A 21744-nucleotide genomic window follows, 5' to 3' on the forward strand; every position below is an offset into this window, starting at 1 on the left:
GCTTGGGCACAGTGGCGCGCTGCGCCGCTGTGCCGCCCCGACCGATGGCCACGATGACCTACCGCTTCCCGTCCCGCGCGCCGGCGCCGCCGCCGTTGGACACGCGGCCGCGCATCGCGGTGTTCGGCGCGGCCGGTGCCACCGGCCAGCTGGCGGTGCGCTGCGCACTCGCCGCCGGGCACCGCGTCACCGCGGTCCTCGTCGAGCCGACTCTGTGGGCGTTGGCACACGAGGGCTTGGCGATCGTGCACGCCGACCCACTGTTGCCGTGCAGCCTGCAAGGATTGCTCGAGGGCCACGATGCGGTGCTGTGTCTCGTCGGTCACAAGCCCGAGGCGTGGCACGAGCGCGAATCGCGGCGGCGCGTCGTGCCGCGGGCGGCGCTGGCCACGCGGCATGTGGTCGCGGCGATGAGCGAGGCCGGCGTGTCGCGCCTTGTGCTGATGGGTTCGGCCGGCGTGGGCAACTCGGTGGCCGCCGGTGTGCTCGGCCTCGGCCACTGCCTGCAGTGGCTGATGCCCGAGGTGATGGCCGACAGGGAGCGCCAGGAAGCGCTGGTGCGCGGCAGCGCGCTGCGCTGGACCGTGCTGCGCCCGGCGCGCCTGTCGCACGCGCCGGCCGGCGGCGTGCTCCATGTCGGCGAGAACCTGCGCTGGGGCTGGCGCGGCATCCCGCGCGAAGACCTGGCGGCGCTGATGGTGCGCCTGGTCGACGACCCTTCCGCCATCGGCAAGGTGCTCACGGTCGCCTGAGCGTCCACCGCCCGAATAGGGAGGTCTCCCTCCCGCGTCAGCGGGATGTGCTGTCAGCGCGTTTCGTACACGATGCATGGACATGCACGGACAGCCGCTCGCGGCGGGCGTCCATGGCGACACCGCCAATGGCTGCCTAGTCTTGCATCGTGTGCACCGTACTGTTGCAGGAGGATCGCAACATGGACACAGGCATGATGCCCCTGCCGGGGCAGGTCGGCTACGAACTGCGGTTCCAGTCGCTGTTCAACGAAGGCCGGGCGCTGGCGTTCCCCTGCGACGCCGAGGGTCATGTCGACATGGATGCGCTCAGCGAGCGTGCCCGCGGCAACTACCTCTACGCCCGCGCCGTGGTCGGTCGCGAGTTCGCCACGCCGGCCGTGCAGCGTTGCCACTGAGTTTCGCCGGATGAGTGGCCATCGGGACGTCCGGGCCGCTCGATCCGCCTTCGACCACAGTCCGTCATGAACCCGGGGGTTTGCCGAGCTGCACGAGCAACTGCGTGGTGGCGCGGCTGAGACGACTGTCCGACCCCTCCGCCTTCAACGCCTTGTGCAGCGCCTCCAGCGCGTCGCGTGCCTCCTCGTGCCGGCCGACGCGCGCGCGCAGCAGCGCCAGCGCGTAGCGGTGCAGTGGCTGTCGGTCCGCCACCGTCTGCGCCTCGGGATAGAGCCACTCGAAGGTGGCCAGCGCATCGGCCGGGCTGAGGAATGACAGCACCTGTTCGCGCTCGGTCTCGGGCGCAAGCAGCGACCAGTCGATCAATCGGCGCCAGACCAGGTCGCGCTGCGCGGCATCGGGCGTCTCGCCGTTGGCGCGCATCTGGTTGGCCACCTCGAGCGCATAGCCGTGGTGCATGGCACGGTTGAAGGCGATGGAAAATTGCAGGCGCCGCAGCCAAGGCCGCTCTCGCGTGCTCTTCACGGCCGCTTCGAGGTGACTGCGCACCTCGTCGTCGAGTCGGCCGGTGGTCCATGCGATGTGGTGCGCCCACATGCCGTGCGCGTAGATGTTGGCCGGGTCATCGGCCAGCGCGGCCTTGTACAGGGGCACCGGGTCGGGCGCGGTCACGCCGTCGCGGCTGCGCAGGAAGGCGGCCCAGCCGAGGTGAGCGGCGAGGTCGGCGCGCCGCTCACCGTGCGCCGTGGCCAGGCCCTGCGCCAGCACCGGCTGGACGGCTTCGACCAGCGCCGAGAACGTCTCCTTGTCGCCGGCGATGCGCATCTCGCGCAGCCAGCGCATGCCACAGTCCTCGCGCGCGATGCGCACCGCGTCGTCGCCCGGGCGGCTGGCGAGGAGGGTGGCGAACTGCTTCCACGCCACCGCGTGGCTGCCCGCCTCGCACAGCTGGACCACGGCGGCCAGCTCGGCCGTCTGCAGCTCGACGCGCGCCTTCTCCTGCGCGCGCTTCTCCTGGGTGTGCTGGATGCCGTAGAGCACGGCGGCCGCGACGAGCACCAGGATGCCGGCTGCGCCGATCCACCGGCGCAGCGGCGGCGTGCGGGGCAGGCGGTCGACCGCGGCGAGCGTCTCGGCGACGAGATCGCCCTTCGGCTGCAGCAGCGTCACCGAGCGCAGGTAGGGTGGGATGCTGTCCATCGGCGTGGGCGCGGCCATCACTGGCAGCACGCGGCCGCGAGCGCTGCGCCAGCGCCGCTGCGCGACGTCGAGCTCGGTCAGCGCATAGCTGCCCGGTGCCACCGAGCGCGGCGTGATCAGAAATACCAGCGCGTCGGCATCCTCGATCGCCTCGCGCAGCGCTTCGTGGTAAGGCTCACCTTCCTTGAGCTCGGCACGGTCGGTGAAGACCTCGTGGTCCTCGGCCTCGAGCGCGAGGCGCAGCCGCTCGGCCAGGTTCTTCTGGTCGGACGGGTAGGAGATGAAGAGCTTCAAGCGGTGGTCTCCGAGGGGCGAGCGATTGTTGTGCCGATCCGCCAGCGGCGCAACGCGGTGCGGCTACGATGCGGGCACCCCGCGGGCGCGTCCATCCCTCCCCCTCGCAGCCGCATCGACAAGAACATCCCATGGCCAGCAGCCTTCTTGCCTTGCTCGACGATATCGCCACCGTGCTCGACGACGTGGCCATTCTCTCCAAGGTGGCGGCCAAGAAGACCGCCGGGGTGCTCGGCGACGACCTCGCGCTGAACGCGCAGCAGGTCACCGGCGTGAGCGCCGACCGCGAGCTGCCGGTGGTCTGGGCGGTGGCCAAGGGCTCGCTGCTGAACAAGGTGATGCTGGTCCCGGCGGCGCTGGTCATCAGTGCCCTGTTGCCGATGCTGATCACGCCGCTGCTGATGGTCGGTGGTGCGTTCCTGTGCTTCGAGGGCTTCGAGAAGCTCGCCCACCGGTTCCTGCACGGTGCCCAGGCGGACGAGGCGCACAAGGCGCAACTGGCCAGGGCGCTGACCGACCCATCGGTCGACCTGGTCGCCTTCGAGCGCGACAAGATCAAGGGTGCGGTGCGTACCGACTTTATCCTCTCCGCGGAGATCATCGCCATCACGCTGGGTACGGTGGCCACGGCCCCTTTCGTGACCCAGGCCTCGGTGGTGGCCGGCATCGCGCTGGTGATGACGGTGGGCGTGTACGGCGTGGTGGCCGGCATCGTCAAGCTCGACGACGCCGGCCTGTGGCTGAGCCGCTGCGACGGCGGCTACGCGCGTGCACTCGGCGCCGGCATCCTGCGCGCCGCGCCGTGGTTGATGAAGGGACTGTCGATCGCCGGCACCGCGGCGATGTTCCTCGTCGGCGGCGGCATCCTGGTGCACGGTGTCCCGCCGCTGCACCACGCGATGCAGGCCTGGACGCACGGCATGGGCCCGCTGGCGGCGACCCTGCTGCCGACGCTGGCCGACGGCCTCGCCGGCATCGTTGCAGGCGCGCTGGTGCTGACAGGCGTGTCGTTGTTCCAGCGCCTGCGCCGCGGCGCGTGAACGGCGCCGCGGCAGTTGCACCCAGCTCCACCAGATCGAGCCCTCGCTCTGGGTGCGGGGCACCGATCCAATCGAACGATGACAACCGTATGAGTGACGCACTGCTCGGGTTCGACCAGGGCGGCGCGCCGCCGGGCTCAAGTTCCGCCGGCAACGGCCGAACACCGTGCCGAAGGAGCGCGCCATGAGCCCGATCTCGTCGACCGCCCTGTCGGGGCTGAACGCCGCGTCGCTACACCTGCAGAGTGCGGCGCACAACATCGCCAACGCGCAGACGCCGGGCTTTCACCGCCAGCAGGTGCTGCAGCGCGCCGAGCCGGCTGGCGGCGTGCACACCAGCCTCATGCGTGCCGCCGCGCCAGGCGATGCGCTGGCCGAGGACATCGTCGATCGGATGGTGTCGAGCGTCGTCTACCGCGCCAACCTGCAGACGCTGCGTGTCGAGCGCGACATGACGGGAAGTCTGCTCGACGTGCTGGTGTGAAAGCCGCTCATCGAGCCGGCGCGCTGTACAGCCACAGGGCCAGCATCGCCCAGTGCATCGCCACCGTGCCCCAGTAGACCTGCCGGAAGGCTACCTTCGCCGACTTGTGGCGCAGCAGCCGCTGCGCGAACCAGGCCCCCGGCCAGCCGCCGGCCAGGCTCACCGCGTGCAGCAGGTTCTCCGGCGTTCTCCAGGCGCCACGCTGGGCGGCGAACTTGTCGCGCCAGTAGAGGTAGAAGGTCAGCACGCTGACCAGCGGCGCCGCCAGCACCACCGGCACCAGCAGGCGCTGTGTCCATGCCGCCCACACCAGCAGCGCGACATAGGCCGGCACGAGCAGCAGCATGGCGCGCATCTCGGCGGCCACGTGCGGCGGTGGCGGCACGCGGCGGCTGCCGCTGCGGCGGCCCGTCTCGACGGGCGGCGGCGGTCGGCGCGGATCGATATAGTCGAGCGGCGTCACCGCCATCGCGCGCGGCCCCTTGCCGCCGACGTGGATCTCCTCGTAACGCACCTGCAGGCCCTCGGCGGGCGCGGTGCGGCCGCCCCGGAAGTCGCGAACGTGGAAGAACACGTCGGCGTCGGTACCCGCGCCGCGCACGAAGCCGAAGCCGCGGTCGGCATCCCAGCGGACGATGGTGCCCTGCTTGTTCATGGCGATGGTGACTTGCGCCGGTTCTTGTCTCTTGGCGACGGCATGGCGCCGATGCTAGCGGTCCGGCCCGCTACGCGATGTTGCCCGCTGTAGCCGCTTGTTGCGGGGTCAATTTCGCGAGCCGCCGACGCGCGGCGCCAGCGCCTCGAGGTCGTCGAAGTAGTCCGACGAGACGGGGTCGAACTGCGGACCGGCGAGCGCGGCCTCGTCGCCGTCGGCCAGCACCTCGACCATCTCGGGCACCGGCAACAGGCGTTTGCCACCCGGGCCGAGCACCTCCTCTTCGGCCTCGGCACCCTGAACTCGGAAGAGGGCGCGCACTTCGGCCGGGCTGGGGAGCGCGTCCGCGTTCCATTGCAGCACCCGCACACCGGCGGCTTGCAGCACCTGTGCCATGCGCTCGTGGCGGCGCACACTGCGCGGCGACTGAGCGGCAGCACGGATGTCGACGACGGCGACCACCCGTGAGCTCTTGTCACACACCAGCAGGTCCACCGTGAGGCGACCGACGCGGGTGAGCCAGTCGCTGTACGAGTGCCGTGTCGGGACACTGATGAAGCGCGCCAGCGGCACCTGCGCGAGTACCAGGCGGTTCGGCAGCGCCCTGTTCACCAGGTCGTAGGCCTGGCGCTCCGGCAGCGTGAGCACGCGCACTGCCTGTGGCGTCCAGGACTGCACGGTGTCCAGCGCTTCGGCCGGCCTCTTGCGGGCCGCGGAACGGCCGCTGCCGCGACGGCGCGCCCACAGCCAGGCGAGGAGCAGCGCCGAGATCGTCAGTGCGGCGATGGAATTGATGTCGAATGGAGCCACGGCGATGTACGGCGAGTGGGATGCGTGCACAGACTACCGCTGCCCGGCCGCTGCCGGTCGTTGGAACAGCGGCAGGATTTCACGCCGGCCCGACGTGAACCGTGGTCGTCACTGCGGGCGGCCGAAGCGGGCCTCGAACCACTGGTCGAGCAGCTTCTTCTCGTGACGCAGCGGATCGGCGCCGGTGGCGTCCTGGGGGCGATCGATGCGCGGCAGACTGGCATTGTGCAGCGTCTCCCGGCCGGCAGCGATCTCCTTGGACGCATCGCGCAGCACGTAGCGCAGCTCGATGCGCGGGCCGTCGGCGCGGCTCTGCACCACGCGCACATCGCCCGATGGGTGACGCGACGGTCGCAGCGTGCCGGTGAGGTCGAGGTCGATCAGCTCCACGCTGAGCGTGCGGTCCGGCCCGAGGCGCTTCTCGCCCAGCGCCTTCAGGTGCGCGGCGAGCTCAGCCAGCCGCTGCTCACGCTCGGTCGGCGTGGTGCCGGCATCGGTGTACGTGCCCTGCGCGTCGTAGCTCACGGTGACGGTGCCGGCGGCGGCGATCGGTGCGGCCAGGCTGGCCGCGAGCGCCAGGGCCAGGCGACGGAAGGTTGAAGTCATGGCGGTCCTCGCAATCGGGATTAATTCGTGGAAGAGGCCGCTTCATCACCTCGGGACGCAATAAAGCGTGGCAATCTCCCATCTCACAATCCTCCTCCTCGCCATGCCGTCCCGCAAGCCCACCACCGGCCCCCAAGCCACCCGAAGCGCCCAATGGATGAGCGGGCTGTTCAAGAGGCCCCTGAAGATCGAGCGGCGCGGCGTCCAACTGCACCTGGTCTTCGGCGAGGCGCCGAAAGACGTGTCGGCGACGAGCACTTCGGCCTCTGCGGGCGAGGCGCTGCGGCGAGGTCACGAAGAGTTGCGCGCGCTGCTGCGGCGCCACCCCGAGGCGCGGCATCTGATGCGTCACCTGGGCTACATCGAGCAGCAGCTGGCGTGCTTCGGCTCGCGCGCGCTCAGGCAAGAAGTGCCCGTGCCGGTGCTGGCCAAGGGCCTGGAGCAACTCGACTTGCTTGCGCGCGACGAGCCGTCGGAAGCGCTTTCGGAGTTGCGCAGGCGCATCGCCTCGGCGATCGCGCGCCGTTCGCCTGCGGCAGCCGACGAAGACACCGAAACCCGCCCAGGCAGCCTGGAAGTCACGGAAGCCTCGCACTCCCTGTTCGACGAGATGGAGCGCAGTTGGATCGGCCAGATGCCGGTCGTCGAGCCGGGACCTGCAGGGCGCGACTGAGTGGAGTAAGGTATCCGGTTGTCGCGCCTGGTGCGCGCGGAGGCCCGCATGAAGCGCCTGCTCGCCGTCGTCCTTGCCCTGCTGCTGTCGTCGTGCGCGACGGCACCTCCACCAGCGCCCGAGGCGACGGTGTTGGACGACACGCTGTTCGCTCCCCCCTCCGAGCCGGTCGAAGCCTCGCAGCTGTTCGCACTGTCCGACGCCATGCGGCATTACCTGGACGTGGACCTCGCCGCCGCCGTGCGCACCAAGGGCGCTCGCGCGGCCCTGGTCGACGCCCTGTACCGCCGCGGCGAACTCCGCCTGGAATACGACGCCGCGGTGACGCGCAACGCGGCCCAGGCCTTCGAGGCGCGCAGCGGCAATTGCCTCTCGCTGGTGATCATGACCACGGCACTGGCACGTCACCTCGGCGTGCCGGTGCAGTACCACCATGTGTTCGTGGAGGAGACCTGGGGACGCAGCGGTGACCTGCTGGTGTCCAGCGGCCATGTCAACCTGACCTTGTCCAGCCCGATGGCGGAGCGGCGCGCGCGCTTCGACATGGTCGAGGCGGCGACGATCGACTTCGACCCGCCGTTGCCCGGCCAGCGCCAGCACTCCCGCGTGATCGGCGAGTCCACCGTGGTGGCGATGTTCATGAACAACCGTGCCGCCGAGAGCTTGGCCGCGGGGCGGACGGACGATGCCTACTGGTGGGCGCGTGCGGCCATCGGCACCGAAGCCACCTTCCTCGCCGCCCACAACACGCTGGCGGTGGTCTACCTGCGGCGCGGTGCGCTGGCGCAGGCCGAGCGCGTGCTGACGCGGCTGCTCGAGGTCGAGCCTGCCAATGTCGCGGCGCTCTCGAACCTGGCGAAGACCTATGCCGAGCAGGGCAGGGTCGCGCAGGCGCAGGCCGTGCTGGCGCAGCTGGCGCGCGTCGAGCCGGTGGCGCCGTTCCACTACTTCCACGCCGGCGTCGCGGCGCTGGAGCGGCGCGACTATGCGCAGGCCAAGGTGCTGTTCGAGAAGGAGGTGGCGCGCGCCGCCTACTACCACGAGTTCCACTTCGGCCTGGCGGTCGCGCTGCACGGTCTCGGCGAGTTCGAGGCCGCACAGCGGCAGCTGGCGCTGGCACTGCAGTCCAGCACGCGCCCGGTCGATCGCGAGCTCTATGCGGGCAAGCTGGAGCGTCTGAAGGCGTCGCGCCTGCAGTGAATGCAGGCCGTCAGGCCAGTCCCCATGTCGCGAGCATGAAGCTCAACACCTCGGCGCGCTCGCTCAGCGCGTCGTAGCGTCCCGAGGCGCCGCCATGGCCGGCGTCCATGTTGATCGCCAGCAGCACAGGGCGGTCGTCGGTCTTCAGCGTCCGCAGCCGGGCGGCGAACTTGGCGGCCTCCCAGTAGGGCACCTGGCTGTCGTGCAGTCCGGCGCGCAGGTACATCGCCGGATAGTCGGTCGCGCGCAGGTTGTCGTAGGGTGAATAGCGCCGCATCGCCTCGTAGTCCTCGCGCCGCTTCGGATTGCCCCATTCGAGGAACTCGCCAACCGTCAGCGGCAGCGACTCGTCGAGCATGGTGTTGATGACGTCGACGAACGGTACCTCGGCCACCACCGCGCGGAACAGGTCCGGACGCTGGTTGGCCGAGGCCGTCACCAGCAGGCCGCCGGCGCTGCCGCCTTCGACGATGAGTTGCGCCGGCGAGGTCCAGCCCTGATCGATCAGCGCACGGGCGCAGGCGACGAAGTCGCCGAAGCTGTTCGACTTCCTGGACAGCTTGCCCTCGTCGTACCAGATCCGGCCGCGGTCGCCGCCGCCGCGCACGTGGGCGATCGCGAACACCACGCCACGGTCGAGCAGGGACAGTCGCGATGACGAGAAGTAGACGTCCATCGGGATGCCGTAGGCGCCGTAGCCGTACATCAGCAGCGGCTGCGGCGCACCGTGGCGGAGGTCGCGGCGCCACACCAGCGAGACGGGCACTTCGGTGCCGTCGTCGGCGCGCGCCAGCATCTGCTCGCTCGCATAGCGCGCTGGGTCGTAGCCGCCGAGCACCGGCTGGCGCTTCCTCAGCGTGCGCTCGCCGCTGCGCATGTCGACGTCGTAGACCGAGTGTGGCGTGACCAGCGAGGTGTAGCCGATGCGGTAGACGTCGCTGTCGAACTCCTCGTTGATGTCGCCGGCGGCCGCATACACCGTCTCGTCGAACGGGATATGCCAGTCGCGTCCGCTGGCGAGTTCGCGCACGCGCAGCTTCTGCACGCCGCGGTCGCGCTCCTGCACCACCATCCAGCGTTCGAACAGGTCCACATCCTCCAGCATCACGTCGTCGCGGTGGGCGATCAGCTCGCGCGCGTCGTCGAGCGAAGGGTAAAGGTCCGCGGTCTCGACGAGTCGGAAATTGCGGCCGCGGTCGTTGACGAGCAGGTAGAAGCGGCCGTGGCGGTGGTCCATCGACATCTCGATGCCGGGGCGGCGAGGCAGCACCACGCGCGGCCTCGCACGCGGGTCGTCCGCGTCGATGACGTGCAGCTCGGTGGTGTCCTTGCTTGCGCTGGAGATCACCACGTAGCGCTCATCGCGCGTCTTGCCGAGGTCCAGCCAGAACAGTTCGTCGGACTCTTCCAGCAGCAGTTCGTCGGGCCCGGCCGCGCCGAGGCGATGGCGCCAGACGCGGTGCGTGCGCCGCGCCGCGTCCTTGGTCAGGTAATACAGCGTGCGGCTGTCGTTGCCCCAGGCGGCGCCTTCGGTCTTCTCGATCGCCAGAGGCAGGTCCTCGCCGCTGGCGAGGTCGCGCACGCGCAGCGTGTAGTCCAGTGCGCCGGTCTCGTCCAGCGAGTAGGCGAGCAGGGTCGAGTCCGGACTGACGTCGAACGCGCCAAGCTGCAGGAAGGGCTTGCCCTCGCCGAGCTCGTTGAGGTCGAGCATCTCCTGCTCGGCGGCGCCTGGCTCGTCGCGCCGGCGCAGCCAGGTCTCGTACTGGCGGCCCTTGCCGGTGCGGCTCCAGTACCACCAGCCATTCTTGCGCCACGGCACCTCGTCGTCGTCCTCCTGGATGCGGCCGAGCATCTCGTCGTAGAGGCTCGCCTTCAACTCTTGCAGTGGCGCGAACCAGGCCTGCGTATGGGCGTTCTCGGCATGAAGGTGGGCGATGACCTCCGGATCGTCGCGGTCGCGCAGCCAGTACCAGTCGTCGACGCGCGTCTCGCCGTGCAGGGAGACGTCGTGCGGCTTGCGGGCGGGGATCGGCGGGCTCATGGCCCGCGAGCATACGCGGCATCGTATGCTCGCGGGCCATGTCGGAATCTGCGCACGGTCCCCGCCGCATCGTCTGCCTCACCGAGGAGACGACCGAGTGGCTCTACCTGCTCGGCGAGGAATCGCGCATCGTCGGCATCTCAGGCTACACCGTGCGGCCGCGCCGCGCCCGCCAGGAGAAGCCGCGTGTCTCGGCCTTCCTCGACGGCAAGGTCGAGCGCATCGTCGAGCTGCGGCCGGACCTTGTCGTCGGCTTTTCCGACATGCAGGCGGCGCTGGCCGACAAGCTGATCCGCGCCGGCCTCGTCGTGCTGGTCACGAACCAACGCAGCGTCGCGGAGATCTTCGCCACCTTGCGCATGGTGGCCGCGCTGGTCGGTCGCAGCGCCGAGGCCGAGGCCTGGGTGAGCGGCTGCGCGCGGCGACATCGCGAGATCGCGGCGACGGCCGCGGACTGGCCGCGCCGACCGCGCGTCTACTTCGAGGAATGGGACGAGCCGATGATCAGCGCGATCCAGTGGGTCAGCGAGCTGATCACGATCGCCGGCGGCGACGATGTCTTTCCCGAACTCGCCGTGCAGCGCATGGGCCGCGACCGTGTCGTCGCCAACGCGCTGGAGCCGGCACGTCGCGCGCCGGACCTCATCGTCGGCAGCTGGTGCGGCAAGAAGTTCCGCTCCGAGCGCGTCGGCGAGCGGCCCGGCTGGCAGGACGTGCCGGCCGTGCGGGAGCATGAGCTGCACGAGATCAAGAGCTGCGACATCCTGCAGCCGGGCCCAGCGGCGCTGACCGACGGCCTCGAACAGCTGCACCGGCTGTTTGCCGCGTGGGCGGCGCGTCAGGCCGCCTGACGGCGCCCGGCCTTCAGCATCTCGGCCACCATGAAGGCGAGTTCCAGGCTCTGCGAACCGTTCAGCCGCGGGTCGCAGGCGCTGCGGTAGCGCTGCGCCAGGCCCTGGTCGGTGATGCCTTGCGCCCCGCCCCGGCACTCGGTGACGTCCTGTCCGGTCATCTCGAAGTGCAGGCCGCCGGCATGGCTGCCCTCGGCGGCGTGCACCGCGAAGAATTCGCGCACCTCGGCGGCGATGCTGGCGAAGTCGCGCGTCTTGTAGCCGCTCGCGCTGGTCACGGTGTTGCCGTGCATCGGATCGCAGCACCACACCGGCGTGCGGCCGGCAGCGCGCACCGCGCGCACCAGCGACGGCAGCCGCTCGGGCAGCCGGCCCGCGCCCATGCGCGTGATGAGCACGACGCGGCCGCTGACCCGCTGCGGGTCCAGCCGGTCGAGCAGGGGCAGCAGCTCGTCCGTCGTGACCTTCGGTCCCAGCTTCACGCCGATCGGGTTGGCCAGGCCGCGCAGGTACTCCACATGCGCACCGTCGAGCTCGCGCGTGCGCTCGCCGATCCACAGCAGGTGCGCTGAACCGCCGTACCAGCGATCGCTGCCCTCGTAGCGCCGCGTCAGCGCCTGTTCGTAGTGCAGGTGCAGCGCCTCGTGCGAGGTCCAGAACTCCACCGCGTGCAGCTGCGGCGTGCGTGCCGCGTCGAAGCCGCAGGCTTCCATGAAGGCGAGGCAGTCGGTGATGCGACCCGCCAGCGCCTCGAAGCGCTCGCCCTGCGGGCTCTGCCGCACGAAGTCGGCGGTCCAGCGGTGCACCTGGTGCAGGTCGGCGAAGCCGCCATGCGCCAGCGCACGCAGCAGGTTCAGCACCGAGGCCGAGTGCGAGTAGGCGCGCAGCAACCGCTGCGGGTCGGGCGTGCGTGCCGCCGCGCTGAACTCGCTGCCGTTGACGATGTCGCCGCGGTAGGAAGGCAGGGTGACGTCGCCGACGGATTCCACGTCCGACGAGCGCGGCTTGGCGAACTGCCCGGCGATGCGCCCGAGCTTGACCACCGGGCAGGCGGCGCCGTAGGTCAGCACCACCGCCATCTGCAGGATGACGCGAAAGGTGTCGCTCACGGTGGCGCTGCCGAGCTCGTCGAAGCTCTCGGCACAGTCGCCGCCCTGCAGCAGGAAGGCCTCGCCGCGCGCCACCGCGGCGAGGCGCTCGCGCAGGGCATCGGCTTCCCCGGGGAAGATCAGCGCCGGCCAGGCGGCGAGCCGATGCTCGGCATCGGCCAGCGCTCCGGTGTCGGGATAGGCCGGCAGCTGCCGCGCCGGACGCTGTCGCCAGCTCGCGGGCGACCAGGTTTCGTTCATGCGATGTAACTCGGAGAGGGCCTGCAGCCGGTTCGGCACTGTAGCCTCTCGCCTGCACGCGCCGACACCGCGCGCGACCCAAGGACGGAGACCCCATGCGCTTCCCGCGTCGCAGCGGCATCCTGCTGCATCCCACCTCGCTGCCCGGCCCGCACGGCAGCGGCGACTTCGGTCCCGACGCCGACCGCTTCGTCGACTGGCTGGCCGAGGCCGGCCAGTCGCTCTGGCAGGTTCTGCCGCTGGGCGGCATCGGCCCGGGCGACTCGCCCTACATGAGCAATTCGGCCTTCGCCGGCAACGTGCTGTTGATCGAGCTCGGCGAGCTGCAGCGGCGCGGCTGGCTGCGTGCCGACGAGATCGCGCCCGACGCAGGCCTGCAGGCGCGGCGCGTGGACTTCGCTGCCATGGTGCCGTTCCGCATGGCGCGCCTTGCCCTGGCCGCTGAACGTTTTGCCGCGAGCGCCCGCGCCGAAGAGCGCGCCGACCTGGACGACTTCGTGCGGCGCCATGCGGACTGGCTGCCGGACTACGCGCTGTTCATGGCGCTGGCCGAGCACCAGGGCTGGCGCGACTGGTGCGAGTGGCCCGACGGCCTCGCCTCGCGCGAGCCGGCGGCACTCGAGGCGGCACGACGCGTGCATGCCACGCGCATCGCCTTCTGGACCTTCTGCCAGTGGTGCTTCTTCCGCCAGTGGGCGCGCGTGCGCGAGCACGCTCATGCGCGCGGCGTGCGCATCGTCGGCGACATGCCGATCTTCCTCGCCTACCAGAGCGCCGACGTGTGGGCACAGCCGCATCTGTTCGACCTGGACGCGCAGGGCCGTCCCACGGTCGTCGCCGGCGTGCCGCCGGACGGCTTCAGCGCCACCGGCCAGCGCTGGGGCAACCCGCTGTACCGCTGGAGCGCGCATGCCCAGGCGGGCTATGCCTGGTGGATCGAGCGCGTGCGGCGCACCTTCGAACTGGTCGACATCGTGCGCATCGACCACTTCCGCGGCTTTGCCGCACATTGGGAGATCCGGGTCTCGGAGCCCACGGCGCAGAGGGGCCACTGGGAGCCCGGCCCCGGCGAGGCGCTGTTCCGCGCCGTCGCCGACGCGCTGGGACCCTTGCCCATCATTGCCGAAGACCTCGGCGTGATCACGCCGGACGTGGATGCCCTGCGCCGTGCCTTCGCTTTCCCCGGCATGCGCATCCTGCAGTTCGCCTGGGGGGAGGACCAGGCCGCCGAGCGGCGTTTCCTGCCGCACCGGTACGAGCCCGACACCGTCGTCTACACCGGCAGCCACGACAACGACACCACCGTCGGCTGGTGGGCCAGCGCGCCTGAAGGCACGCGCCACCACCTGCGCGAGTATCTCGCCACCGACGGCCGGGCCATCCACTGGGACATGGTCCGCGCGGCCTGTGCGAGCGTGGCCGACACCGCCGTCTACCCGCTGCAGGACGTGATGGGCCTGGACAGCGCACACCGCATGAACTTCCCCGGCCAGCCGGCGGGCTGGTGGGCGTGGCGCTTCGTCTGGGAGCAGCTGCCGGCGGACGCGGCGTCGCGGCTGCGCCGCATGGGCGAGCTGTACGACCGGTTGCCGCCAGCGCCGCGCTAGAAGCTCGCCTTGCCGCCGGGCTCGAGCACCAGCACCTTGGTCGGCGCGCTGCCCATCGCCTCGATGTATTCCTTCGGCGTGCCGCGCAGCAGCGCGTTGGTGCCGTAGTGGATCGGGATGGCGAACTTCGGCTTGAGCATGTCGCGAGTGGCCATCGCCGCCACCTGCGGCGGCATCACGAAGTGGTTGCCGATCGGGATCAGGATCAGGTCCGGCTTGTAGAGCTCGCCAATCAGCTTCATGTCGCCGAAGATGCCGGTGTCGCCCATGTGGTAGATGCGGAAGCCGTTCTCCAGTTCGACGATGAAGCCCAGCGGCTCGCCGCCCAGGCGCATTTCGTCCTTGCCGGTCTCGGGGTTCTTCCAGCGGTACTCGCTGCTGTGCTCGGCATGCGTGGCGATGACGCGGATGCCGCCGTTCGCGCCGAAGGGCAGCACCTCGCCGCCCTTGTTGAAACGCGGCGCCATGTCGGCAGGCATCACGCCCAGCGTGGCCATCGAGTCGGCCAGGCCGGCGGGCGCATAGACCGGTGCCTTGTTCAGGGCCGACAGCGCCGGCGCATCGGCCATGTGGTCGAAGTGCGCGTGCGTGACGAGGATCAGGTCGACCTTGCCGAGCGCCTCGAGCTTCTTGAACTCGGGCGGGGTTTTCGGGTTGGTGAGCAGCCAGGGGTCGATGACGATGACCTTGCCGCCGGGCGAAGTGATCTTCACGGCGGCCTGGCCCAGCCACTGGACCTCGACCTTGGGCTGCTGCGCGGCGGCCAGCGTGGCCAGCGCGGCGCAGGCGAGTGCGACGGCGGCGCGGATCAGACGATGGATCACGGTGCGGGTCCTCCTGAGCGGCGTTGGGAAGAATGCGCAACGATGCGCCTGGTGGCGGAAGCGGTGAGATTCGAACTCACGGGCCCTTGCGAGCCGCCGGTTTTCAAGACCGGTGCAATCGACCACTCTGCCACGCTTCCGGGAGCGCGGATTGTAGGCGCGCGCTTGCTCAGCCGGGGCGTTGCGCCCGCTCGCAGCGCACCTGGAACACCTCGCGCCGTCCGCCGTCCACGCGCACGGCGGTGAGGCTGCCGCCCCACACGCAGCCGGTGTCCAGCGCCAGCAGGTCGGGCCGCGTCACCAGGCCGAGGGTGGACCAGTGGCCGAAGGCGACCGGCATGCCTTCGGTGCGCCGGCCCGGCGCGTCGAACCAGGGAAAGAAGCCCGGCGGCGCTCCCCCCGCGCCCTCCTTGGTCTGCAGGTCCAGGCGGCCTTCGGCATCGACGAAGCGGATCCGCGTCAGCACGTTGATGATGAAGCGCAGCCGTTCGTCGCCGGACAGCGTCGTGCTCCAGCGCACCGGCTCGTCGGCGTACATGACGTGCAGGAAGTCGGCCAGCTCGTCGCTGGCGAGCATGGCCTCGACCTCGGCGGCGCGCGCGAGCGTCTCGTCGCGGTCCCACTGCGGCACGATGCCGGCATGCACGCACAGCCAGCCAGCCTCGACCACCGCCATGCGGCGCCGACGCAGCCATTCGAGCCAGGCGTCGCGGTCGGGCGCCTGCAGCACGTCGGCGAAGGTGTCGCTGCGGTGTGCCTTGCGGCCGCCGCAGGCCACGGCGAGCAGATGCAGGTCGTGGTTGCCGAGCAGGCAGGTGGCGGCGTCGCCGAGTTCGCGCAGCCGCCTCAGGGTGGCGAGTGACCGGGGGCCGCGGTTGACGAGGTCGCCGAGCACGACGAGACGGTCGCGCGAGGGCGAGAAGCCGATGCCGGCGAGCAGCCGCTCGAATGCATCGCAGCAGCCCTGCAGGTCTCCGACGAGGTAATGCATCGCGCGATTCTGCTACGCTGGCCCTCCCTGCGTTGTCGCACGCCCTGCATGGACGTTGCCCTTCTCACCTTCCTGATCCTGCTCAACGGCCTGTTCGCCATGTCGGAGATGGCCCTCACCGCCGCCCGCAAGGCGCGGCTGCACGTGATGGTGGAGGCTGGCGATGCCGGCGCTCGGCGCGCCATGGCGCTGCACGACGACCCGACCAAGTTCCTCTCCGTCGTGCAGATCGGCATCACCTCGATCGGCGTGCTCAACGGCATCGTCGGCGAGGCGGCCTTTTCCGCACCGTTCGCGCAGTGGCTGGTGGCCACGTTCGGCCTGCAGGATCGTGCCGCGCAACTGTCGGCCACGGGCATGGTGGTGGTGGTGATCACCTTCCTGACCATCATCTTCGGCGAACTGGTGCCCAAGCGGCTGGGACAGATGTTCCCCGAGGCGGTCGCGCGGCTGGTGGCGCGGCCGATGGAGTGGCTGTCGATCGGGGCGCGGCCCTTCGTCAAGCTGCTGTCGTTCAGCACCGAAGGCACGCTGCGCCTGCTCGGCATCCGCGGCGGCCCGGACCGCAGCGTCACCGAGGAGGAAATCGCCGCCAGCCTGGTCGAAGGCGTGGACGCCGGTGTCATCGAGGCGCAGGAGCACCAGATGGTGCGCAACGTCTTCCGCCTCGACGACCGTCAGGTCGGCTCGATGATGATCCCGCGCGCCGAGATCGTCTGGATCGACGTGACGGCCACGCGCGAGGAACTGCTGTCGGTGCTGATGGCCGAGGGCCATACGCGCTACCCGGTGTGCCGCGGCAGCCTGGACGATGTGCTCGGCGTGGTCAGCGCGCACCGCCTGCTGCAGCAGGCGATGGAAGGGCGCGAGCTGTCGCTGGCTGACAGTCTGGAGTCGCCGGTGTTCGTGCCCGAGACGCTGTCCGGCATGGAACTGCTCGAGCACTTCAAGGCCTCGTCGACTCAGCTCGTCTTCGTCGTCGACGAGTACGGTGCGGTGCAGGGCATGATCACCGTGCTCGACGTGCTGGAGGCGATCACCGGCGAGTTCACGACGCCCACGGCCGAAGACGCCTGGGCGGTGAAGCGCGAGGACGGCAGCTGGCTGTTTGACGGCCTGATCCCCGTGCCCGAACTGAAGGATCGCCTCGATCTGAAGGAGTTGCCCGAGGAGGACCGCGGGCGCTACAACACGCTGGCCGGCATGGTCATGCTGCTGCTCGGCCGGCTGCCGCAGACGACCGACTCGGTCGAGTGGGACGGCTGGCGCTTCGAGGTGGTCGACATGGACGGCAAGCGTGTCGACAAGGTGCTGGTCAGCGCGCTTGCGCCTCGCCCGGCCGACGCCGAGCATGGCGACACGTGAGGCGCGAGCGCGCCGTGCCCCTTCCCCACGACGAGGAGTCCCGCATGGACCGCAGTGACGATTTCGAACGCGGCGTGAGGCACCGCCGCGCGGTGCTTGGCGACGAGTGGGTGGATCAGTCGCTGTCCGGCACGACGCAGTTCAACGCCGACTTCCAGGACCTGGTGACGCGCCACGCCTGGCTGGACATCTGGGGTCGGCCGGGGCTCGACGTGGTGACGCGGCGGCTGCTCGTGCTGGGCATGACCATGGCCGGCGCCCGCTGGGAGGAGTTCGAACTGCACTGCCGCGCCTCGGTGCGCGGCGGCGTGCCGCTGGAGAAGATCCGCGAGACGTTGATGCAGGGGGCGATTTACTGCGGCGTGCCGGCGGCCAACACGGCGTTCAAGATCACCACCAAAATCCTGCGCGACGAGGGCCTGCTGCCGCCGCCCGCACCGCTGAGCGCCGGCGTACGCGCCGCGCTCCATCACACCTTCAGCGCGCCGCAGATCCGCGTTGCGCTGCAGGGCGGGGGCACGCCGGTGGTGCTGAGCCACGCGCTCGGCGCCGACCTGCACCTGTGGGACGACTTCGCCGCCGTGCTGGCCGGTCGCCATGAGGTGCTGCGCTACGACCACCGCGGTCACGGCGGCTCGGCCGTGCCGAGCGGGCCCTACGCGCAGGATGACCTCGTCGATGACGCTGCGCGCGTGATCCGCGAGTGGGGCCGCGGTCCGGTGGTGTTCGTCGGCCTGTCGATGGGCGGCATGGTCGCGCAGGGGCTGGCGGTGCGCCACCCCGAGTTGCTGCGCGGCGTGGTCATCGCCAACAGCAGCGCGAGCTACCCCGACGAGGCACGCGCGGCGTGGGCGCAGCGCATCGCCGCCATCGAGCAGGGCGGCCTGGCCGCCATTGCCGACGCCACGATGGAGCGCTGGTTCACGCCCGCCTTCCGTGCCGCCCAGCCAGGTGCGGTGCAACGCGTGCGCGACACCTTCCTGCGCACGTCCGCCGACGGCTACATCGCCTGCGGCCGTGCGGTGGCCGCGGTCGACTGGCTGTCCCGCCTCGACGGTGTGTCGCTGCCGGCGCTGGTCATCGCCGGCGCGCAGGATGTCGGGGCGCCGGTGGCGATGTCCGAGGCCATCGCCCAGCGCATCGGCGGCGCCGAGCTGCGCGTCCTGGATGCGGCGCATCTGAGCGTGGTCGAGCGCCCGGAAGAGTTCGCGCAGGCGGTGCAGGATTTCGTCTCGCGACGCTGTTCTTGACCGAGCGCAATCCTCCCGCCGTGCCGGGGTGCATCCTCGGCGTCCTGCACTGAGACAGGAGATCGAGATGAGATTGGCAGTGGCAAGCACCCTGGCCGGTTTGGTCATGGCCACGTCGGCGTGCGCGCAGCCCTATGGCATGGGGCCGGGCATGATGGGCGGTTACGGGCCGGGTTACGGCATGGGGCCGGGCATGATGGGCGGCTACGGCATGGGGCCGGGCATGATGGGTGGGTACGGACCGGGCTACGGCATGGGGCCGGGCATGATGGGCGGCTACGGCATGGGCCCGGGGATGATGTGGGGCCGCGGTGGCGGCGGACTGTACGACCTCGACCTCTCGGCCGAGCAGCGCAGCAAGATCGAGGAGATCCGCCGCGACATGTCGCGCCGGCAATGGGAGTTGATGCGCAGCATGCACGAGCAGGACTGGCACATGGGTGATGCGTGGCGCGATGGCAGCTTCGACGAGAAGGCGGCGCGCAAGTCCTACGAGACGATGACCGAGGCGCACAAGAAGATGTTCGAGGCGTCGATCGAGGCGCGCAAGCGCATCGACGCGGTGCTCACTGCGCAGCAGCGCGAGCAACTGAAGAACCGCGGCACGGCACCTCGTTGAGCGGGGCGGCCCGCGCAGGCATGCCAGACTCCGGCGTCGATCACGCCGAGTCACCGCCATGCGCCGCACCTCCCGCCACCTGCTCAACGTCTTCGTCACCGGGCTGCTGGCCGCGCTGCCGCTGGCCGCGACGATCCTGATCTTCGTCTGGGGCGCGCGCCTGGTGGTGGCTTACGTCGGCCCGCAGAGCCTGGTCGGCGGCACCTTGATGCGCATCGGACTCGGGCTCACCGGCTCCGAACTGGTCGGGTATGCGATCGGCGTGCTGGCCGTGGCGCTCGCCGTCTTCGCGCTCGGCCTGCTGGTGCAGACACGTCTGCATGTCGTGCTGGAGGCGCTCACCGACGGCGTGATGCAGCGCATTCCGCTCGTGCGCAGCGTCTACGACATGGTGAAGAAGTTCGTCGAGCTGTTCGGCCAGCGCGAAGACTCGAAACTCAGGTCGATGAGCCCGGTGTGGTTGCACTTCGGCGGCGGCGGGGGCGCGGCGGTGCTGGGGCTGCTGTCTACGCCCGAGCCGGTGCGCCTGGGCGAGATCGACTACCTCGCTGTCCTGGTGCCCACGGCGCCGGTGCCGGTGGGGGGGGGCCTGCTTTACGTGCCGGCCGGCTGGGTAACGCCGGCCGACGTGGGCATGGATGGGCTGACGAGCATCTACGTCTCGATGGGCATCACCTCATCGCAACACATCGGCACGAAGAAATGAGCCGAACGGCCTAAAGTCTGACGCGGCAGTGCCCGATACCGCTGCATGGATGTCTTTGCGCGCCGGCTCGCTGCCGCGTTCGGTTCGATCAAGCTGCGCATCATGCTTTCGGCCATCGCCGCGATGGCGGCGGGCGTGCTGCTCACTGCCATGGTGCTGGTCGAACGGGCCGAGCGCGACACCCTGGAGAACCATCGCGAGCGGCAGCTCGCCACGGTGGTGAACACGGCCGCCGAGGTCTCGACGCGTCCACGCTGAAGGACCCGGTGCGGCTGAAGTTCTTCCTCGACAGCAAGCCGCTGCTCCGCGGCATGTTCTCGAACATCTTCGTCGCCGCCGCCGACGGCCGCATGCGGGCCTACGCCGACGAAGGCGGGGTGCGCCTGCCGGCCGTCGACCTGTCGGACCGCGCCTACTTCCGGCGCACCGTCGGCGACGGGCGTCCGATGATCTCGGAGCCGTTGCCGGGGCGCGTGTCCGGCGAACCGGTGATCGTCTTCACCCATCCCCTGGTCAATGCCGAGGGCGTCTACGGCGTGATCGGCGGCGCCCTGAGGCTGGCCAGCCGTGACCTGCTCGGCGAGCTGGCCGGCACGGTCGACAGCGACGTGGCGGAGATGCTGACCGTGGTCACCGACGCGCAGGGCCGGGTGCTCGCCCACCCGATGCGACGCACCCTGCTGCAGCCGCTGTCGATCGAGACCCGGCTGAGCGAAGCGCACACGCAGTGGGTGCGCAGCGGCAGCCCGGTCGAACCCGCCGGCCTGCTGCTCGAGCAGCATGGCGAGGTGGTCAGCGTGGCCGGCGTGGCCGGCACCGACTGGCTGGTCTGGAACGCCTTGCCGGAGGGCGCACTGCTCGAGCCGCTGCACGCGGCGCGCCGCCAGGCGCTGGTCTGGGCGGGCGGCCTGGTCGCCCTGCTGTCGTTGGCGATCCTGGCCATCGTGTCGTGGCTGTTGCGGCCGCTGGCGCAACTTGCGCTTCGGGCTCAGCACCTGTTCGACGGGTCGCAGGACGTTCACCGTGGCTGGCCGCGCGCCGGCGGCGAGATCGAGCGGCTGTCGCGCGTGCTGCGCCACGTCAGTGCCGAGCGGGCGCAGCTGGAGTCGTTCAACGCCGAGGTGCTGCGCAAGCTGTCCTCGGTGATGGCGGCCGCGCCGGTGGGCATCTGCTTCACGCGCGACAGGCGCTTCGAGCTGGTGAGCGAGGAGTTCTGCAGGCTGTTCGGCCGCAGCGAAGCGCAACTGCTCGGGCAATCGGCGAGCATCATCTACGCGTCCAGCGAGGACTACCTGGTGCTCGGTCCCCGGGTGATCGACGCCTTCAGCGCAGGGCATGCCTACGTGGGGGGAATGGCAGATGGTGCGTGCCGACGGCTCGCGCTTCTGGGGCCAGCTGCGCGGGCGGCCGGTGTCCGACGGTGACCCCGCGGCCGGCACGATCTGGACCATCGCCGACATCACCGATCAGGTGGCTGCTCGCGAACAGCTGGAATGGTCGGCCACCCACGACCCGCTCACCGGTCTGGCCAATCGCAAGCTGTTCGCGCAGCGCCTGGCCCGCGTGCTGGAGGGGCGCCCGCGCTCGATTCCCGCCGAGGTGGTGATGATCGACCTCGACCACTTCAAGCCGATCAACGACAGGGCCGGCCATGCTGCCGGCGACGCGATGCTCAAGGCGGTGGCCGCGGCGATCACCTCGCGGGTGCGTGCCAGCGACCTGGTGGTGCGGCTCGGCGGCGACGAGTTCGCCCTGCTGCTCGAGCGCTGCGCGCACGAGACCGCGCTGCGCATCGCCGAGAACGTGCGCCAGGCGATCGGCGCGATCGCACTCGACTGGGAGGGACAGACGCTGCGCGTCGGCGCCAGCCTGGGCGTGGCGTCGCTGGCGGTCGAAACGGCGGGCGTCGACGACTGGCTGGCGCAGGCCGACGCGGCCTGCTATGCCGCCAAGGCGGCCGGCCGCGATGCGGTGAAGGCGGCGGCACGCCGGCCTGCGCTGCGCGTCGTCAACTGAGCCCGCGCCGGC

The 21744-nt window shown here is 70.5% G+C and carries 23 protein-coding genes and 1 tRNA gene; 15 read left to right on the top strand and 9 right to left on the bottom strand.

All coding sequences use genetic code 11. The features are described 5' to 3' along the window. The first annotated feature begins 44 nt into the window (after nt 1–44). Entirely contained in the window at nt 45–752 is a 708-nt protein-coding gene (locus tag Q0599_RS10160; protein WP_298829098.1) for an NAD(P)-dependent oxidoreductase, read from the top strand. Nucleotides 753–934: 182 nt separating this feature from the next. Further along, complete coding sequence (locus tag Q0599_RS10165) at nt 935–1150, top strand: hypothetical protein (RefSeq protein ID WP_298829100.1); 216 nt, start codon at nt 935–937, stop codon at nt 1148–1150. Between the two features lie 64 nt (nt 1151–1214). On the opposite strand, the gene Q0599_RS10170 is transcribed toward Q0599_RS10165, so the two are convergent. Beyond that, nucleotides 1215–2645: a toll/interleukin-1 receptor domain-containing protein gene (locus Q0599_RS10170; protein ID WP_298829102.1), complete on the bottom strand. Its 1431-nt coding sequence runs from the start codon at nt 2643–2645 to the stop codon at nt 1215–1217. Nucleotides 2646–2776: 131 nt separating this feature from the next. On the opposite strand from Q0599_RS10170, the gene Q0599_RS10175 reads away from it, so the two are divergent. Both Q0599_RS10175 and Q0599_RS10180 read left to right on the top strand, forming a co-directional pair. Further along, a complete protein-coding gene (locus Q0599_RS10175; protein WP_298829103.1) occupies nt 2777–3685 on the top strand; it encodes a DUF808 domain-containing protein in 909 nt (302 codons plus the stop codon). Between the two features lie 184 nt (nt 3686–3869). Next, complete coding sequence (locus Q0599_RS10180; RefSeq protein WP_298829105.1) at nt 3870–4169, top strand: flagellar basal body protein; 300 nt, start codon at nt 3870–3872, stop codon at nt 4167–4169. Nucleotides 4170–4176: 7 nt separating this feature from the next. Here Q0599_RS10180 and Q0599_RS10185 read toward each other — a convergent pair whose 3' ends face one another. The 3 genes from Q0599_RS10185 to Q0599_RS10195 all read right to left on the bottom strand — a co-directional run bounded on the left by Q0599_RS10185 (nt 4177) and on the right by Q0599_RS10195 (nt 6240). Beyond that, nucleotides 4177–4824, bottom strand: a complete 648-nt coding sequence (locus Q0599_RS10185) for a cold shock and DUF1294 domain-containing protein (protein ID WP_298829106.1) — start codon at nt 4822–4824, stop codon at nt 4177–4179. Nucleotides 4825–4932: 108 nt separating this feature from the next. Beyond that, on the bottom strand, nt 4933–5634 hold the full coding sequence (locus Q0599_RS10190) for a DUF2726 domain-containing protein (RefSeq protein WP_298829108.1): 702 nt from the start codon (nt 5632–5634) through the stop codon (nt 4933–4935). 108 nt (nt 5635–5742) lie between these two features. After that, nucleotides 5743–6240, bottom strand: coding sequence for a DUF3016 domain-containing protein (locus Q0599_RS10195; RefSeq protein ID WP_298829110.1), 498 nt, complete (start codon nt 6238–6240; stop codon nt 5743–5745). Between the two features lie 103 nt (nt 6241–6343). Between Q0599_RS10195 and Q0599_RS10200 the strand changes: the two genes are divergently transcribed. Together Q0599_RS10200 and Q0599_RS10205 are read left to right on the top strand one after the other, a co-directional pair. Then, complete coding sequence (locus Q0599_RS10200) at nt 6344–6913, top strand: hypothetical protein (protein WP_298829112.1); 570 nt, start codon at nt 6344–6346, stop codon at nt 6911–6913. 48 nt (nt 6914–6961) lie between these two features. After that, nucleotides 6962–8113 carry a tetratricopeptide repeat protein gene (locus Q0599_RS10205; protein WP_298829114.1) on the top strand — a complete coding sequence of 384 codons (1152 nt, stop codon included), beginning with the start codon at nt 6962–6964 and terminating at the stop codon, nt 8111–8113. A gap of 10 nt (nt 8114–8123) precedes the next feature. Here Q0599_RS10205 and Q0599_RS10210 read toward each other — a convergent pair whose 3' ends face one another. Beyond that, entirely contained in the window at nt 8124–10154 is a 2031-nt protein-coding gene (locus tag Q0599_RS10210) for a S9 family peptidase (RefSeq protein ID WP_298829115.1), read from the bottom strand. Between the two features lie 38 nt (nt 10155–10192). On the opposite strand from Q0599_RS10210, the gene Q0599_RS10215 reads away from it, so the two are divergent. Then, entirely contained in the window at nt 10193–11005 is an 813-nt protein-coding gene (locus Q0599_RS10215; RefSeq protein ID WP_298829116.1) for a cobalamin-binding protein, read from the top strand. Here the strand turns inward: Q0599_RS10215 and Q0599_RS10220 are convergent. Further along, complete coding sequence (locus Q0599_RS10220; RefSeq protein ID WP_298829118.1) at nt 10993–12354, bottom strand: class II 3-deoxy-7-phosphoheptulonate synthase; 1362 nt, start codon at nt 12352–12354, stop codon at nt 10993–10995. The two genes, Q0599_RS10215 and Q0599_RS10220, sit on opposite strands and share 13 nt — an antisense overlap. A gap of 95 nt (nt 12355–12449) precedes the next feature. Between Q0599_RS10220 and malQ the strand changes: the two genes are divergently transcribed. After that, nucleotides 12450–13961, top strand: coding sequence for a 4-alpha-glucanotransferase (gene malQ, locus Q0599_RS10225; protein WP_298829120.1), 1512 nt, complete (start codon nt 12450–12452; stop codon nt 13959–13961). Here malQ and Q0599_RS10230 read toward each other — a convergent pair. The 3 genes from Q0599_RS10230 to Q0599_RS10240 form a co-directional block, all read right to left on the bottom strand. Further along, on the bottom strand, nt 13958–14785 hold the full coding sequence (locus tag Q0599_RS10230; protein ID WP_298829122.1) for a metal-dependent hydrolase: 828 nt from the start codon (nt 14783–14785) through the stop codon (nt 13958–13960). The two genes, malQ and Q0599_RS10230, sit on opposite strands and share 4 nt — an antisense overlap. A gap of 52 nt (nt 14786–14837) precedes the next feature. Continuing rightward, nucleotides 14838–14925: transfer RNA gene (locus Q0599_RS10235), tRNA-Ser, on the bottom strand. A 29-nt stretch (nt 14926–14954) separates the two neighbouring features. After that, the gene (locus Q0599_RS10240) at nt 14955–15776 is read right to left on the bottom strand and encodes a symmetrical bis(5'-nucleosyl)-tetraphosphatase (protein WP_298829123.1); all 822 of its coding nucleotides are present in this window, start codon (nt 15774–15776) and stop codon (nt 14955–14957) included. A gap of 48 nt (nt 15777–15824) precedes the next feature. On the opposite strand from Q0599_RS10240, the gene Q0599_RS10245 reads away from it, so the two are divergent. From Q0599_RS10245 to Q0599_RS10275, 7 genes are all read left to right on the top strand, one after another. After that, on the top strand, nt 15825–17141 hold the full coding sequence (locus tag Q0599_RS10245; RefSeq protein ID WP_298829124.1) for a hemolysin family protein: 1317 nt from the start codon (nt 15825–15827) through the stop codon (nt 17139–17141). Between the two features lie 44 nt (nt 17142–17185). Beyond that, the gene (locus Q0599_RS10250) at nt 17186–18391 is read left to right on the top strand and encodes an alpha/beta fold hydrolase (protein ID WP_298829126.1); all 1206 of its coding nucleotides are present in this window, start codon (nt 17186–17188) and stop codon (nt 18389–18391) included. A 67-nt stretch (nt 18392–18458) separates the two neighbouring features. Further along, a complete protein-coding gene (locus Q0599_RS10255) occupies nt 18459–19010 on the top strand; it encodes a Spy/CpxP family protein refolding chaperone (RefSeq protein ID WP_298829127.1) in 552 nt (183 codons plus the stop codon). 58 nt (nt 19011–19068) lie between these two features. Continuing rightward, entirely contained in the window at nt 19069–19716 is a 648-nt protein-coding gene (locus Q0599_RS10260) for a DUF502 domain-containing protein (protein ID WP_298829128.1), read from the top strand. A 45-nt stretch (nt 19717–19761) separates the two neighbouring features. Beyond that, nucleotides 19762–19974 (top strand): hypothetical protein, encoded by a 213-nt coding sequence (locus tag Q0599_RS10265; protein WP_298829129.1) that lies wholly within the window; start codon nt 19762–19764, stop codon nt 19972–19974. Between the two features lie 8 nt (nt 19975–19982). Then, on the top strand, nt 19983–21140 hold the full coding sequence (locus Q0599_RS10270) for a cache domain-containing protein (protein WP_298829130.1): 1158 nt from the start codon (nt 19983–19985) through the stop codon (nt 21138–21140). Continuing rightward, nucleotides 21076–21732, top strand: a complete 657-nt coding sequence (locus tag Q0599_RS10275) for a GGDEF domain-containing protein (protein ID WP_298829132.1) — start codon at nt 21076–21078, stop codon at nt 21730–21732. Before Q0599_RS10270 ends, Q0599_RS10275 begins: the two co-directional genes overlap by 65 nt. The last annotated feature ends 12 nt before the right edge of the window (nt 21733–21744 follow it).

Origin of the sequence: uncultured Piscinibacter sp., assembly GCF_937952055.1 — a bacterium.
Classification (GTDB): Bacteria; Pseudomonadota; Gammaproteobacteria; order Burkholderiales; family Burkholderiaceae_C; genus Piscinibacter.